At 43.5% G+C, this 13,604-nt stretch carries 18 protein-coding genes; 11 read left to right on the forward strand and 7 right to left on the reverse strand.

Translation table 11 applies throughout. From position 1 onward, the window contains the following. The first annotated feature begins 49 nt into the window (after nt 1–49). The 6 genes from moaA (at nt 50) to modB (ending at nt 5,013) form a co-directional block, all read left to right on the forward strand. Entirely contained in the window at nt 50–1,159 is a 1,110-nt protein-coding gene (gene moaA, locus EI161_RS06305) for a GTP 3',8-cyclase MoaA (protein ID WP_192523154.1), read from the forward strand. Nucleotides 1,160–1,301: 142 nt separating this feature from the next. Next, on the forward strand, nt 1,302–1,832 hold the full coding sequence (gene moaB, locus EI161_RS06310) for a molybdenum cofactor biosynthesis protein B (protein WP_192523155.1): 531 nt from the start codon (nt 1,302–1,304) through the stop codon (nt 1,830–1,832). A 104-nt stretch (nt 1,833–1,936) separates the two neighbouring features. After that, nucleotides 1,937–2,215 carry a MoaD/ThiS family protein gene (locus EI161_RS06315; protein ID WP_192523156.1) on the forward strand — a complete coding sequence of 93 codons (279 nt, stop codon included), beginning with the start codon at nt 1,937–1,939 and terminating at the stop codon, nt 2,213–2,215. Between the two features lie 64 nt (nt 2,216–2,279). Further along, nucleotides 2,280–2,771: a molybdenum cofactor biosynthesis protein MoaE gene (locus tag EI161_RS06320; RefSeq protein ID WP_192523157.1), complete on the forward strand. Its 492-nt coding sequence runs from the start codon at nt 2,280–2,282 to the stop codon at nt 2,769–2,771. A 274-nt stretch (nt 2,772–3,045) separates the two neighbouring features. Next, the gene (modA, locus tag EI161_RS06325; protein ID WP_192529239.1) at nt 3,046–3,978 is read left to right on the forward strand and encodes a molybdate ABC transporter substrate-binding protein; all 933 of its coding nucleotides are present in this window, start codon (nt 3,046–3,048) and stop codon (nt 3,976–3,978) included. A gap of 333 nt (nt 3,979–4,311) precedes the next feature. After that, complete coding sequence (gene modB / locus EI161_RS06330; protein WP_192523159.1) at nt 4,312–5,013, forward strand: molybdate ABC transporter permease subunit; 702 nt, start codon at nt 4,312–4,314, stop codon at nt 5,011–5,013. A gap of 62 nt (nt 5,014–5,075) precedes the next feature. On the opposite strand, the gene EI161_RS06335 is transcribed toward modB, so the two are convergent. Further along, nucleotides 5,076–5,555, reverse strand: coding sequence for a hemerythrin domain-containing protein (locus EI161_RS06335; protein WP_192523160.1), 480 nt, complete (start codon nt 5,553–5,555; stop codon nt 5,076–5,078). 306 nt (nt 5,556–5,861) lie between these two features. Here EI161_RS06335 and EI161_RS06340 point away from each other — a divergent pair, with 306 nt between their 5' ends. After that, nucleotides 5,862–6,581 carry a hypothetical protein gene (locus tag EI161_RS06340; RefSeq protein WP_192523161.1) on the forward strand — a complete coding sequence of 240 codons (720 nt, stop codon included), beginning with the start codon at nt 5,862–5,864 and terminating at the stop codon, nt 6,579–6,581. Nucleotides 6,582–6,598: 17 nt separating this feature from the next. Here EI161_RS06340 and EI161_RS06345 read toward each other — a convergent pair whose 3' ends face one another. Both EI161_RS06345 and EI161_RS06350 read right to left on the reverse strand, forming a co-directional pair. After that, complete coding sequence (locus EI161_RS06345) at nt 6,599–8,104, reverse strand: ATP-binding protein (RefSeq protein ID WP_192523162.1); 1,506 nt, start codon at nt 8,102–8,104, stop codon at nt 6,599–6,601. Between the two features lies 1 nt (nt 8,105). Next, nucleotides 8,106–8,837 carry a heavy metal response regulator transcription factor gene (locus tag EI161_RS06350; protein ID WP_192523163.1) on the reverse strand — a complete coding sequence of 244 codons (732 nt, stop codon included), beginning with the start codon at nt 8,835–8,837 and terminating at the stop codon, nt 8,106–8,108. 211 nt (nt 8,838–9,048) lie between these two features. Between EI161_RS06350 and EI161_RS06355 the strand changes: the two genes are divergently transcribed. The 3 genes from EI161_RS06355 (at nt 9,049) to EI161_RS06365 (ending at nt 11,102) form a co-directional block, all read left to right on the forward strand. Beyond that, on the forward strand, nt 9,049–9,693 hold the full coding sequence (locus EI161_RS06355; protein ID WP_192523164.1) for a DUF411 domain-containing protein: 645 nt from the start codon (nt 9,049–9,051) through the stop codon (nt 9,691–9,693). A gap of 41 nt (nt 9,694–9,734) precedes the next feature. After that, nucleotides 9,735–10,220: a DUF305 domain-containing protein gene (locus EI161_RS06360; protein ID WP_192523165.1), complete on the forward strand. Its 486-nt coding sequence runs from the start codon at nt 9,735–9,737 to the stop codon at nt 10,218–10,220. A 117-nt stretch (nt 10,221–10,337) separates the two neighbouring features. Further along, nucleotides 10,338–11,102, forward strand: a complete 765-nt coding sequence (locus EI161_RS06365) for a DUF305 domain-containing protein (RefSeq protein WP_192529240.1) — start codon at nt 10,338–10,340, stop codon at nt 11,100–11,102. A 55-nt stretch (nt 11,103–11,157) separates the two neighbouring features. Here EI161_RS06365 and EI161_RS06370 read toward each other — a convergent pair whose 3' ends face one another. Genes EI161_RS06370 through EI161_RS06385 form a run of 4 tightly spaced genes read right to left on the reverse strand, consistent with a single transcriptional unit; the run spans nt 11,158 to nt 13,123 of the window. Then, complete coding sequence (locus EI161_RS06370) at nt 11,158–11,586, reverse strand: PaaI family thioesterase (RefSeq protein WP_192529241.1); 429 nt, start codon at nt 11,584–11,586, stop codon at nt 11,158–11,160. Nucleotides 11,587–11,608: 22 nt separating this feature from the next. After that, nucleotides 11,609–12,541: a DMT family transporter gene (locus EI161_RS06375; RefSeq protein WP_192529242.1), complete on the reverse strand. Its 933-nt coding sequence runs from the start codon at nt 12,539–12,541 to the stop codon at nt 11,609–11,611. Beyond that, nucleotides 12,534–12,674 carry a hypothetical protein gene (locus tag EI161_RS06380; RefSeq protein ID WP_192529243.1) on the reverse strand — a complete coding sequence of 47 codons (141 nt, stop codon included), beginning with the start codon at nt 12,672–12,674 and terminating at the stop codon, nt 12,534–12,536. Before EI161_RS06380 ends, EI161_RS06375 begins: the two co-directional genes overlap by 8 nt. A gap of 26 nt (nt 12,675–12,700) precedes the next feature. Further along, nucleotides 12,701–13,123, reverse strand: coding sequence for a tetratricopeptide repeat protein (locus EI161_RS06385; protein WP_192529244.1), 423 nt, complete (start codon nt 13,121–13,123; stop codon nt 12,701–12,703). 146 nt (nt 13,124–13,269) lie between these two features. Between EI161_RS06385 and EI161_RS06390 the strand changes: the two genes are divergently transcribed. Continuing rightward, nucleotides 13,270–13,604, forward strand: a 335-nt coding sequence (locus EI161_RS06390; protein WP_192529115.1) for an IS1 family transposase, incomplete at its 3' end; no start/stop codon positions are given.

The following is a 13,604-nucleotide window of genomic DNA, read 5'->3' on the forward strand; positions in this document are numbered from 1 at the left end:
GGCAACGCCTAAAAGTACACACTATAATCAATATTAATGGTAATCATCTATGAACCATCTTGTCCCCACCGTAGGCAATGCACAACTGTATTCGCCTACCACTGCACCCGCTATTTTTGATGGGCACAACGACGCCCCATCGAAAGTCACTATCTCGTCTACTCATTCCCCTGCTACGCTCTCGCAACCATTAACAGATGGTTTCGCACGACGTCTCACCTATCTACGGCTATCGATTACTGACTTCTGTAATTTTCGCTGTGAGTATTGCTTGCCAAATGGCTATCAAGGCAAACCACCACAAAATGAGCTGAGTGTCACTGAAATCGCTACTTTAATCCGTGGGTTTGCCCAAGTAGGGACAAAAAAGGTACGGATTACTGGTGGCGAACCTTCAATACGCCGTGATGTGGTCGAAATTATTAAGATCATTAAAAACACCGAAGGTATAGAAACCGTTGCCATGACCAGTAATGGCTATAAGCTTGGCAAGCACTTAGCCGATTGGCAAGCAGCTGGGCTTAACCAAATCAATATTAGTATGGACAGCTTTGATGCGGCCACTTTTCATAAAATGACTGGCTTTAATATGTTGCCGCAACTGCTGGCGGATATGGATCTGTTATTAGAAACCACCGATATTAAGCTAAAAATAAACAGCATCTTAATGGCGGAAACTGGCTTTGAAAACCTCATAAATGCCATCGACTATGTCAAAAACAGAGCGGTCACCTATCGGTTTATTGAATTTATGCAGACCAGTGACAACAGCGATTTGTTTTTTGCGCAGCACGCCCAGTCCGATATGATTACCAATTATTTGCTAGAAAATGGCTGGCAAACACACGAGCGCGGCAGTACCGATGGCCCAGCGATAGAATACAGCCACCCTGATTATCAAGGCCGTATCGGTATGATTGCCCCTTATGCCGCACATTTCTGTGACAGCTGTAATCGCCTGCGCGTCAGTAGCCAAGGCAAGGTGCATCTGTGTTTATTTGACCAAGGCAACTACGACATTCGAAAGCATTTGCAGCAAGACGATGTCGCAGGGCTGGTCAATACCTTACACAGCTTTATGCCAATCAAGCCTGAACACCATCACCTCCATGATTCTAATAGTGGCATGATGAATAACTTGTCGATGATTGGTGGCTAGGCCACTGCGTTTAGACTCGAGATTTTAGCGTAAAAAAATATTGCGAGATTTTAAAAACTGTCACATTTTAAAGATAGCTGTATTTGAAAAAAACTATATTTAACACCCTAATTATTGAAACAATAGCCATTAAGGAACATCCATGTCCAAACCTGCTGCAGCATTTATCCCGCTTAATATTGCCATCTTAACCGTTTCTGATAGCCGTACGCTCGCAGAAGATACCTCGGGGCAGTATTTGGTCGATCAATTAATAGAGTCAGGTCATCAACTGGCAGACCGTCAGCTAATTATCGATGATATCTACAAAATTAGAGCGGTGATTAGCGGCTGGATTGCAGACCCCAATGTTCACGCGGTTATCACCACCGGCGGTACGGGCTTTTATATTAGAGATAGCATGCCAGAAGCCGTCAATGTATTGTTTGACAAATCAATTGATGGATTCGGTGAAATGTTCCGCTTAATCTCCAAAGATGATATCGGTATGTCAACGGTTCAATCGCGTGCGGTTGCAGGAATGGCAAATGGTACGGGTATATTTTGCTTACCCGGCTCATCTGGTGCTTGCCGTACGGGCTGGGAAGGCATCCTAAAAGAGCAGTTCGATAGCCGCACACGTCCCTGTAATTTTGTACCGCACTTTATGCAGATCAACCCAAGCCATGGTTAGTCGCAAATGATGAGTCGCCAATAACGGCCTCTTGCCTTCAAAAGATAGCGACGGCAATGCCTCGTGCATAAAGTGTCGATTATGAACCAATAACGGAGTTATCTATGAGTACTGTAGTAGAGAACCATACAGATGCCACGATGAATATCACTGTTTTATACTTCGCCAGCTTGGCTGATGAAGCCAACTGTCATGATGAAAAAGTTGAAGTTAAACAAACGACTTCACTGACTGAGTTGTATGAACAGCTGAGCCAAAAACATCGCTTTAGTCGTCCGCAATCTGAGCTGCGTGTAGCAGTGAATGACTACTTTGCCAAATGGACGGATGAGATTCATGACGGCGATAGCGTGGTTTTTATTACCCCAGTCGCAGGTGGTTAATATAGCTTGGACGTTTCATCCATATCATCGCAACGCTTGTTAAAATAATAGTTTGAGAAAATAAATGACAGACAATGTACACGGACAATCGATGAATATTAAGCGCAGCATCGATGAGGCTTACTCAATCGCTGAACGTGATGGCTTTGCGCTGCTAGATACTGACATCGACGAAAATCGACTCAAAAAAACCCTTGATGATGATAGCTGCGGGGCGTTTGTCTGCTTCGAGGGGCGCGTACGCAACCATAATAATGCCAGTAATGTAAATCGCTTAACCTATTATGGTTATGAAGACTTAGCAATCAATCAAGGCCGTGCCATTATCAAAGAAGCCAAGCAACGTTTTGAGATTACCCACGCAATTGCTATCCATCGTATTGGTGCTTTAGAGATTGGTGATGTGGCCATTTGGGTTGGGGTCGTTTCATCGCATCGCTACCCTGCTTTCGATGCCTGTCGCTGGATATTGGATACTATTAAGGCGGATATTCCTGTCTGGAAGCAAGAATACTACCAAGACGATTCTTCTAAATGGCTAAGTAATAATGGCTAAGTAACAATGGTTAAGAAAGATGGTGGAATAACAACTAAAATTAAAATATCTTAAAAAACGCTACGGTACTGCTGATATATTTTTTTCAGCCTCTGTCTGTGTAGGCACAGCAGGCCTGTTAAGTAAAAAACCTTCATTTCAGCACACAATAAGATCAGCCAAACGTATTGTTGATTGGCGAAAAACTGCCAGTCAACTATGAAGCTGTTTACTATAAAAAGATAATGTATTTTTACTAACTTTTGTTTTTTATTTTGAATTGAGAGTATAGAGTATGCAAGCAGAGCAATCAAATAATCGTCATAAACCAGCCAACCATTTATCTGACGTATCACCTTATTTAAAAGCATCAGATTTAAAAGTATCAAAATCTATCGTGACACTAGGCGCGTCTGCTTGTTTAGCATTGGCCCTAAGCGCCTGTAGTAAAGAAGCCAGCACTGATGAGACACAAGCAGCTGCTAATGATGCACCGCAAACCACACAGCCAGCTGAAAATATCCGTATTGCCGCGGCGGCCAACTTATCAGATGTGTTGCCGGAGATTATCGAGGGTTATAAAGCGGATAGAAATCTGCCAGATCAAGAGATTGAAGTTACTTTCGCCTCCTCAGGTAAACTCTATTCTCAAATCACTTCAGGTGCACCTTACGATGTATTCTTGGCTGCCAACCAATCCTACCCTGCTCAGTTAGCCGAGGAGATGTTCAAAGGTGAGGCTAATCGTACGCCCTTTACTTACACCCAAGGTCAGTTATCCATCTATAGTGCAACCAAACCAGTCGATGGGTTAAATCAGACCACTTTGACCGATTTGTTTAACAGCGATGACAAAACCAAGATAACCATTGCCAACCCTGATCTTGCTCCATACGGCGAGTCTGCAAAAACCTATCTCCAATCACAAGACCTCTATGATTCCTTAACCGCACAAAAACGCATCATTCAGGCCGAAAATATCGGTCAAGCGTTCCAGTATGCGCATACTGGCAGTGTCGATTATGGGTTTGTCGCCCATTCGCAAGTCACTGCCATCAAAGCGACGCCTGAGCAGTTTTATATCTTACCGCCAGAGTCTTATCCTGCTATTTTACAGGACGGCATGGTCATTACTGATGTCGCTAGCGCTGAAGATTTTGCTGACTATCTGCGCTCTCCTGCAGGGCAAGCCTATTTCTCTGAAGCTGGTTATTTAGCCGTTAAATAGCACCGCTGTTACTTATAAGCTGTCATTTATAAATGGGGCGCGTTGACAATGAAGTTTGAGCTGTCGTTGTCAGCGCGCCTCTATATAGTCGATTCCAAATAAAACAGATACATTATATTTTGATGCGGAACTGGTATAAATTTTTCTGGCGTGCTGTGCCTGCGCAGACAGAGGCTGCAAAAAATTCATTCCAGTCCCGCTGTATCGCTTTTATACTGAACTCACTATAGTATGATGCTAAGTAGAGTAAATAGCATGACACTATGAGCGATGCCTTATAAATAACGCCCTATCAGTAACGCATTAAATAAGAGGTAGATAAACAATAACGCTATGATATCTCAATCCCTTATTTTAGATATGCTGCTGCCAGTATGGGTCAGTATCAAGCTTGCTGCTATCACTACCCTATGCTTATTGTTACTTGGCACGCCATTGGCTTATTGGTTGGCCAAACCCAGTCGCGGTAATATCGTTGGTCGCATCAAAATACTGCTTATGGGCGTGATTGCCATGCCACTTGTCTTGCCGCCTACTGTCATTGGGTTTTATTTATTATTACTGCTCAGCCCAAATTTCGGTATTGGTAAATGGCTCGCTCAATACAACATCAGTGCCTTTACCTTTACCTTTGAGGGACTGGTCATCGGCTCTATTATCTACTCGCTGCCTTTTTACGTGCAGCCTGTCTACGCACAATTTTCACGCATCCCAGCCAGCGTCATGGAAGTGGCAAGCCTACTAGAACCCAACCGTCTAAGACGCTTTCTACGAGTGGCACTACCGCAAGCACGTATCGGCATTATCCTTGGTAGCTTAATCAGCTTTGCCCATACCATTGGTGAATTTGGTGTAGTACTGATGATTGGCGGTAGTATTTCAGGTGAGACCAAGGTCGTCTCGATTGCTATCTATGAGCAAGTAGAAGCGCTTAATTATGAGGCAGCTCATATGATGTCTGTCATTCTCATCATTATGGGCATGGTCATGGTGGCACTGATTGCTAGCTTTAATAAATCCAGCCACAACCCATAAACACAAGCTCAGCCTAAATAATACCCAGTCAATTCAATGACACGCCTTATTCACGAAACTGCTTAGCGATTCTCGTCTGAGCGTTTAATGCTGTCTGGGCTGGCCTCATAAATAGTGTCCAACTCTGCTTCTGTCAGACAGCTCTCAACGATGGGAAACAGCTCGCGTTCCTCAAAACGAATATGATCGTATAGCAATGTGGCCAGTTCCCTGACTTGGGTAACCGTGATAGGGTTGCTTTGAGACGACTCTGAGCTTTCACCTTCTTCCATCAGGGCATGTAGTGCTTTATGCTGCTCATCAAGGGTATTAAGTACTGAGGCTACTTCGGGTTTAGAGTCTTGATAAGGCCGTAACGCATCAACGATTAAGTTATCTTCAATCCGAAAGTGATGCTCCATCTCTTTAAGGTAACCCGTTATATTCAACCAATGCTTGCTGATTTCTGCTGGCTCATCTATGCATTCCTTAGCATGACGCGATAGATTTAACCCGAGGTGATGTTGACGGGATAATGGCTGTAATTGATTGGCGCGTTTCATAATTAATTACCTCATTGTATTTAGTTATAGTCGATTCACTTTAAAGCGATACAAAGAAAACCAGTGCAAATACTACATTTAACAAGCTAGCCCTTCATAAACCAGCCGTGGCGTCAATGACCACCCTACCGTCTTAATCGACATGATGGGTGAGCATTTCATCGATTAGGCCGTGCTAAAAAATTACTGGTTGTTATAGTCCTGTAATGATATCAGGGTCTAGGATACTGGGTAGATGTCATTCTCAATAAATTCAATTATAGTAAGCTTTTGACGATATTTTTAATAAAATTGAGGAATTTAATAATGAAAACACTAAGTTTATGTATATTAGCAGGACTGAGTTTAAGTGCTTGTGCTACTGGTAATGCCAATCAAAATGGCGCTACTAACAACGGTTCTAATAATGGCTCTAACAATACAGTCACTCAATACCCTGTTGAAGCAGCGATGCTGAATATTTACACCAAGGAGCGCAGTCAAAAGCTGGTGGGCACTATAGACGGTCAAAATGTATCTGCAGAAATTAAAGTCACACCCAAAGGGCCAATGGTGTTCAATAATAAAAAGGTACAAGGTGCCGAAATAAACACCATCAATAAATTAAACAATCAAATCACCGGTCAGTCAGTGGCTATCAATTACTTTACCAAAAATCCACTGATGTTTTACGGCTTTACCGACAGCTCAGGCGAGTATTCGTTAGCCACGCAAACCACGACGATACCGAAGATGGCGACCATTGGCGACTCTAGTAAACTACTCACTGAAAACACTTATAGCGATAGCAGTATGGCTAAAAAAATAGGCACCTATAACCAAGGCTGGTCTTTGCAGCGAGACAGCAACAATACTGCGTGGTTCTGTATCGGAACATCAGCCAATCTATTGCTCGATAACGACCCCGCTGGCTCATCAGAAGAATGCTATAAAATCAACGCTAAAGGTAATATTTTAAGCAGCAAAGTGACCATCAGCCAGCCGAGTAATAATGGCAATAGAAAAATGGTTTTTACCAGCCAATAACTTATTAAATGGCGATATCACAACTCGACGCTGACTTGAAAGCAATACTCATCTTTGATAGCGATGCTCATTTTACCGTTGTGAGCATCGACGATGGCTTTTACGATAGATAACCCCAAGCCAGTGCCTGAATGAAAGGTATTGGTTTTATCATGGCGATAAAAGCGCTCAAACAGCTTATCTGCTTCGCTTTGAGTCAATGGCGAATCCAACTGATTGCTGATGGTTACTTTTAAAGAAGACTGTTTTAAAGAAGACAGCTTTGAGGACTCAGCTTGCCTGCTTTTTCCATCAGTACTGTCAGTGGTAGTGCTATGAGCGCTATTATAAGTAAGGGTGTCAGCCTTGATAGATGCAGCTTCGATAACAATCACACTATCGCTTGCCGCGTAATAAACGGCATTTGATATCAAATTAGAAAACAGCCGTTGCAATAAGCTGTCATCGCCCAATACGGTATTAAATACGCCAATTTTCTCAAAATAAATACCGCGATCTTCCGCCATGAATTCATAATAAGCCATCAACTTAATCACAAGAGAGTCGATATCAACATCACTGAGCTGAGAACTATGCAGTCCTTTTTGCGTCTTTGCCAATAGCAGCATATTGTTAATCAAGCTCGATAACTGCTCGAGTGTGTCATGCTGATCATGCAGCTGCTCAACATATTCGCTGCGCTCTCTCGGCTTACTCAACATTACTTGGGTTTGGGTACTTAAGGTGGCAAGCGGCGTACGCAGCTCATGAGCAATATCATCTGAGAATCGCGATAAAGACTCAAAATTATGCTCAAGTTTGTCCATCATAGCGTTATAAGCGTCAGCAAGCGCGCGTAGCTCACTGGGCATCTCGCTGACAATGATACGATCGTCAAGTTGTTCGGCATTGATACGGGTCATCTTTTGTCTGATGGTCGCCAGCGGAGCAAAGCCTAAATGCACACTAAAGGCTGCGACAGAAACTAAAATAAAGGTAATGGCGATGAGTATAAAAATAAGCTGACGGTTAAAATGTAGCAGATACTGATGATGAACATCAATCGGTAAGGCAATAAGCGCCAAGCGTTCAGAATGTTTAATCACAATAGCGCGATAGTGACGATGATTCATTTTTAAATCAAACGGCTGGTCATGGTATTGCTGCCATAACGCTTTTACACGCTTATTACCCAGCTCGCTTATAAAAACGTTGGGATTGCTGGTGATGACTTTTCCCTGACTGTCAGTGATAAGGGTTTTTACCCCGTAGTCCAGTCCAGCGTTGGGTGGTTGCGGTGCAGGTGTGGATTGATTAAAGGCTGATGCTGCCCTCTCATCGTCGAGCAAGCGATCAGTCATTTGCTGACGTAGATTAAACGCAGCATGGGTTAAAATCTCTGAGTCCATTTGCTCAAAATGACTGTTTACCGAACGCTGAATCCAGAGATACAGGCAGATTTGAATAATGACGACGCAGAGCGTCAGCAACAATAGCGTCCGCCATAACAGCGATAAGCGGCCGTCTGTGATAATGGGTGTCATATTATTGGCCGTCTATCGGCTGGTATAGGCTAGGCTGAGCTAAATCGACGCTGCTTTCTATCACATCTAAGCGATAGCCCATCCCGCGTACGGTATGTATCAGCTTTACTTTATAATCATCATCGATCTTAATTCTTAACCGTCGAATCGCTACATCAATGACGTTGGTATCGCTATCAAAATTTATATCCCAAACTTGTGAGGCGATGACCGAGCGCGGTAGTACTTCACCTTGGCGCTCAAGTAAAAACTGTAATAATAAAAACTCTTTGGCGGTGAGTTTAATCGGCTGCTCATCTCTGTGTACGCTGCGTTTGGCAATGTCCATCGTTAAATCGGCAATTTGTAAAAGGTTACTACTATAATCTGCCTGATTGGCACGGCGTAGTAAGCTTTTTATTCTCACCAACAGCTCGGCAAAGGCAAAAGGCTTGGTAAGATAGTCATCACCGCCAAGCTCAATACCTTTGATACGATCACTTAAGTCATCTTTGGCAGTTAAAAATAAGATTGGCGTGTGCTTGCCAGCAGCGCGGTAATTGCGTACCAATTCAAAACCACTGATATCTGGCAACATCACATCCATGACCACGACATTAAAATCTTCGCTCATTAACGCATGGTAGCCGCTCAGCCCCGTGGTTTGATGCTCAACCATAAAGCCCGCTTCACTCAGACCTTTTTTTATATAATCACCAAGCGATAATTCATCTTCGACCAATAATATTTTCATAGCAGGCGCGACACTAATGGGTTGGGTTAATACTATCAATAATAGGGGAATGATAGAGGATTGCTAGCAATATTCCTATGCTAAGACTGCAACATGACAAAATTGTCATCTTCGCGTCATGTTGTTGTCAGAGTCGTTGTATTAAGCTGTTCGTTATCTTAATGTATTAACGATACTATTAGTTGCTGTAGAAAACACATGAGTGAGCTTTATGAAAACCTTTAAAACTGAGACTAGCCCTATGTCTAATAGCCAGCCTTCTAAGCTATTGCGCAGTACACTTATATTATTTGCCGCCTCATCACTGTTTGCTTGCGGTCAAGCCAACACTAGCGCCTCTGAGCCTAATGTCTCAAAAGTTGAAAGTTCTACCGTTGCAACGTCTAACACTACTAATCCAAACGCTACAAATGCAGCACTAATGACAACGCCTGCCAGCAATCCAGACCTACTAAAAAACGTCTCAGCAACTGTTTATAAAGATGCCAACTGCGGCTGCTGTAAAGATTGGATCAGCCATGCAGAAGATAACGGTCTAAGCACCACGGCGCACGATGTTGCAGATTTGGCATTATTCAAAGAGCGTTACGGCGTGCCAAATGACATGCGCTCTTGCCATACTGCGGTCACCACCGATGGTTACGTCTTCGAAGGTCACGTACCAGCGAAATATGTGGCGCAGTTTTTGGAAAATCCGCCCGTACAAGCGCTTGGACTTGCGGTACCGGGCATGCCTATGGGTAGCCCAGGTATGGAATATCAAAATAAGTTTGACCCGTATCAGATTATGCAGCTTAATAAAGACGGTACAAGTGAAGTCTACGCGGATATCAGCTCTGTTCAACAGCAATTATAATTTGTATTATCGATATTGAACCCATTTATAGAGGCAACCCTATGAATAACTCTGATCAACAAGAGATGAATCATAAAGAAAGCATGAACCCTTATATTAAGTTCACTCTGATGATTTTGACCTCTACTGTTGTGATGTACATCATGATGTATTTCAATACCTACCAGTGGGATCACGTTTATTTTAGTGAAACCAGAGCTTATATGGCGCTGTACATGGGCGCTGGTATGGCAGTCATTATGCTGGCATTTATGAGTAACATGTATAAAAAGACTAAGCTGAATTTACTGGTTTATGGGCTAAGTGTGGTGATGTTTGCCGTTGGCATTTGGGGCGTTAGATCCCAAGCAACCGTCGATCAAGTCGATTGGATGCAAGCGATGATACCGCATCATTCCATTGCTATTTTGACCAGCTCAAGAGCAGATATCGAAGACCCCCGAGTGCGACAACTGGCGGATGATATTATTGAAGCGCAAAAGCGTGAAATTGGTGAGATGCAAGCGCTGATCGAAGAATTAAAGTAAGTTTTTAACTTATAAGCGGTTATAGATTTATAAGTTATAGATTTATAAACAGTCACTTTTAGACAAAGGCTTTCAAACGAATAAAGCGATTGAAGCAATTATAATTAAGGATATACCATGAAAACTCATTACAAATCAGGCTTTTCCATTCTGGCCGCTAGTGTCAGTGCCGCACTATTACTAAGTGCCTGTCAGCCAACCAATGACAATGCTAACGATACTGTCGACCCTGCCGCAGAAGGCGTCACCACCGTTGAAACCACTGCAAATGACACTAACACTGTTGACCCACACACTGAGCATGACATGAGTGCAGATGGTATGGCAATGGATGACGAGCCAATGACTGATATGCACAAAGACTATACCGACTCTATGACCACCATGCACGATGAGATGATGGTTGGCATGGACTATAACGACCCTGATGCGGCATTTGCTCAAGGCATGCTTGGTCATCATATCGGTGCAGTAGATATGGCAGAGATTGAGCTAAAATACGGCACAGACGATGAAATGCGCAAGCTGGCTCAAGAAATCATTGATGCCCAGAAATCTGAGATTGAGCAGATGAAAGACTGGCTCGCTAATAACCCTGACGCGGCAGAACCAACGGCTGATACGGCGGCGATGCAACAAGCCTATGCCGATGGAATGGATGCGATGCACGGCGAGATGATGGCAGGTATCGCAGACCCAGTACCAGATATGGCCTTTGCTCGTGGTATGCTTCCGCACCATGTTGGTGCAGTAGATATGGCAGAAACTCAGCTTAAATATGGTAAAAATCCTGAAATGCTTAAGCTGGCGCAAGAGATTATCGACGCACAGCAGCCAGAGATTGAGCAAATGCAAAGCTGGATTAATGCAAATAAAGGCTAACTATGTTTTGAGTATGATTTAGCAAGCAGGTTTTAACAAAAATAACTTAGACAACTTAGCAAGATTTGGGTGGTACAGAACTTGGCGGCACAGAATACGTACCGACAACATGTGCCACCAAATCGCTCGAGCCTTCTGAATATAGAGAAACCTCGCCAACGATAAGCGTGCGTCCGACTTTCATCAGCGTGCAGTCAGCGATAATACGTGCTTCTGCTGAGGGTTTACGTAGAAAATTAATATTTAAGCTCGTCGTCACTGTCAATGGAACAATGCCAATCTTGCTAAGTATCGCCACATAGAGGGCTACATCAGCGATACTCATCATCACAGGCCCAGAAACGGTGCCACCAGGACGCAATTCATCGACACCAATATCGTGCGATAGAGTCGCACCATTATCATCCACTGCCTCGATTACGTATTTATTCTGTGGAAACTCTAACGCCATAAAGGCGATAATTTCTTCTTTAGTGGCAGACATATACCCTCCTTTTAAAAAAAACTCAGATAGCTTTCATTTTTACTCCACCCCACGTTACTAGGCCAACGCCCAAGGCTATCAGTGAAGCACCTAAAAACAGACCTTCGGGTGGCGCTTCCCCTTGTAAAAAAATAGCGACTGGCACACCAACCACTGCACCGACTGAGCCTAATAAACTCAATAATACGGGACCGCCCGTCTTTTGTAGTAGAAATAACAATGAAAACTGCCCCGCAAATACGCCTGACTGTACGGCAATTAGACCCAAGGTCAGCCCTTCAAGCGGCATAGTGACTGAGAAATTAGGCAGCATACCAAGTGTAAGCAATAATAGCGAAGCGGCAAGCAGCATACCTGGTGCGAGTGCACTAGGAGAAGCCTTATTAGGCCAGCGCAATGTGCGATATATATTACCAATAGCCAGCAGCACGGGCCCGCAAAGCGCTATCAAAATCCAAAAAATACTGGCATCTGGTGCTGAAAATTTACGCGCTGCCAATACCCCTGCCCCAATAAGCGCAGCGGCCACGCCCAAAGCACGGATAATATTAAATCGCTCCATGCGTAGCGTTAAGGCACCAAGATACGTCAGCAATGGCGGTAGCGAAATAATAAGGGCGACGAAACCTGCGCCAACATGCGGAATGGCTGAGAACAACAGAAAATTGGAACCAGCAACACTAATGAGCGCGGCGACAAAATAATACTCAAAGCTACGTGCATTTAAAGGTGGTAGCTCTTGTTTAATAAAGGCAACGACCAATAAAATAATCCCTGCGCCCGTTATAGACCAAAAGAGAAAAGCCAGTGCGGTAATACCTATCTCGCCAGCATACTTTGCCAAATTGGTAGAGATACCAGTCAAACTTCCGCCAACAAGCAGGCACGCGAACGGGATAAGCCACGTGCTCTGTTGCCGAGATAGCTGCTGTTTTGGCGCGTCAGTGTCAGTCATCGATAATCCTATTGGGTGAAAATTTCGATGACGATAACAATATCGATGGCAAATCAGCCAAACCTTGTACTGCCGTAGCTGCATACAAGCCACTTAAATCACCACCAGCAATTACAACAGGGACATCTTGCATAGAGATTGACTCCTACCTAATTGAGATTATTCAGCCAACAGTTTAGCAAGCAGCTCGTCTATCTCAACCTTAAACTCTTTGTCTTCAATCTTATTGGCCGTAATTTTGGCATTTTGCAGACTGTTAATCGCGGTGTCTTTTTCACCCATTTCCAGCTGTAAGACCGCCATCGAAAAGGCAATCGATGACATATGATCTTTCGAATTCATCGCGGTGGCTTTTGCTTGTGCTTTATCATAAATGACTAATGCCTCATCCAAATCCTCGGTGAAGTCTGCGAGCGTTTCCCACTGCTCTGGATGGTCTTTATCGGTGTTTTCATTATCAGTACAGATGGCTTTTAGCTCAGCATAAAGTGCATCGAATGCTTCTTGGTTGCCTCTACGGTCGGCTTCGAGTAAATCTTCAGCTAAGGTATAAATTGCTTTATATATCTTGGTATTAATCATTATTTTCTCTATTTTTAGTTAGGACATGACATCTGAGCAAGCTTATCATGCCTAGCTGTCAGTATTAATTTTTGGTGGTGTGTCAGAAAGTATGCTGAAGAAATAAAGGAGGGTGACAGCCAAAGCAAGATGATATATTTGAGGTTATGAAGACACAAATAGATATCAGCTGCCCCGACTGTCACAGTCCCAGTTTAAAGAAAAACGGCATAAAAAGCTATGGCAAGCAGAACTACCAATGCAAGGACTGCAAACGTCAATTCATTGGTGACCATGCCTTAACTTATAAGGGCTGTCACTCTAAAATAGAAGACATCATACGGCTAATGACGGTGAGAGGTTGCGGTGTTAGAGACATAGCTATTATAGCCTCAGTCAGTATCGGTAAAGTATTGGGCACCATAGGCTCATCTGTTTATAAGATCGCGCCTAAGAAGCGCTACTATGAACGCTTAGAGGTTGATGAGTTCTGGACTTACGT

Origin of the sequence: Psychrobacter sp. FME5, from assembly GCF_014861375.1 — a bacterium.
Classification (GTDB): Bacteria; Pseudomonadota; Gammaproteobacteria; order Pseudomonadales; family Moraxellaceae; genus Psychrobacter.

Coding starts and splice junctions, on each gene's coding strand:
- moaA (WP_192523154.1), top strand. CDS start 50: ATGAACCATCTTGTCCCCACCGTAGGCAATGCACAACTGTATTCGCCT.
- moaB (WP_192523155.1), top strand. CDS start 1,302: ATGTCCAAACCTGCTGCAGCATTTATCCCGCTTAATATTGCCATCTTA.
- EI161_RS06315 (WP_192523156.1), top strand. CDS start 1,937: ATGAGTACTGTAGTAGAGAACCATACAGATGCCACGATGAATATCACT.
- EI161_RS06320 (WP_192523157.1), top strand. CDS start 2,280: ATGACAGACAATGTACACGGACAATCGATGAATATTAAGCGCAGCATC.
- modA (WP_192529239.1), top strand. CDS start 3,046: ATGCAAGCAGAGCAATCAAATAATCGTCATAAACCAGCCAACCATTTA.
- modB (WP_192523159.1), top strand. CDS start 4,312: ATGATATCTCAATCCCTTATTTTAGATATGCTGCTGCCAGTATGGGTC.
- EI161_RS06335 (WP_192523160.1), bottom strand. CDS start 5,555: ATGAAACGCGCCAATCAATTACAGCCATTATCCCGTCAACATCACCTC.
- EI161_RS06340 (WP_192523161.1), top strand. CDS start 5,862: ATGAAAACACTAAGTTTATGTATATTAGCAGGACTGAGTTTAAGTGCT.
- EI161_RS06345 (WP_192523162.1), bottom strand. CDS start 8,104: ATGACACCCATTATCACAGACGGCCGCTTATCGCTGTTATGGCGGACG.
- EI161_RS06350 (WP_192523163.1), bottom strand. CDS start 8,837: ATGAAAATATTATTGGTCGAAGATGAATTATCGCTTGGTGATTATATA.
- EI161_RS06355 (WP_192523164.1), top strand. CDS start 9,049: ATGAAAACCTTTAAAACTGAGACTAGCCCTATGTCTAATAGCCAGCCT.
- EI161_RS06360 (WP_192523165.1), top strand. CDS start 9,735: ATGAATAACTCTGATCAACAAGAGATGAATCATAAAGAAAGCATGAAC.
- EI161_RS06365 (WP_192529240.1), top strand. CDS start 10,338: ATGAAAACTCATTACAAATCAGGCTTTTCCATTCTGGCCGCTAGTGTC.
- EI161_RS06370 (WP_192529241.1), bottom strand. CDS start 11,586: ATGTCTGCCACTAAAGAAGAAATTATCGCCTTTATGGCGTTAGAGTTT.
- EI161_RS06375 (WP_192529242.1), bottom strand. CDS start 12,541: ATGACTGACACTGACGCGCCAAAACAGCAGCTATCTCGGCAACAGAGC.
- EI161_RS06380 (WP_192529243.1), bottom strand. CDS start 12,674: ATGCAAGATGTCCCTGTTGTAATTGCTGGTGGTGATTTAAGTGGCTTG.
- EI161_RS06385 (WP_192529244.1), bottom strand. CDS start 13,123: ATGATTAATACCAAGATATATAAAGCAATTTATACCTTAGCTGAAGAT.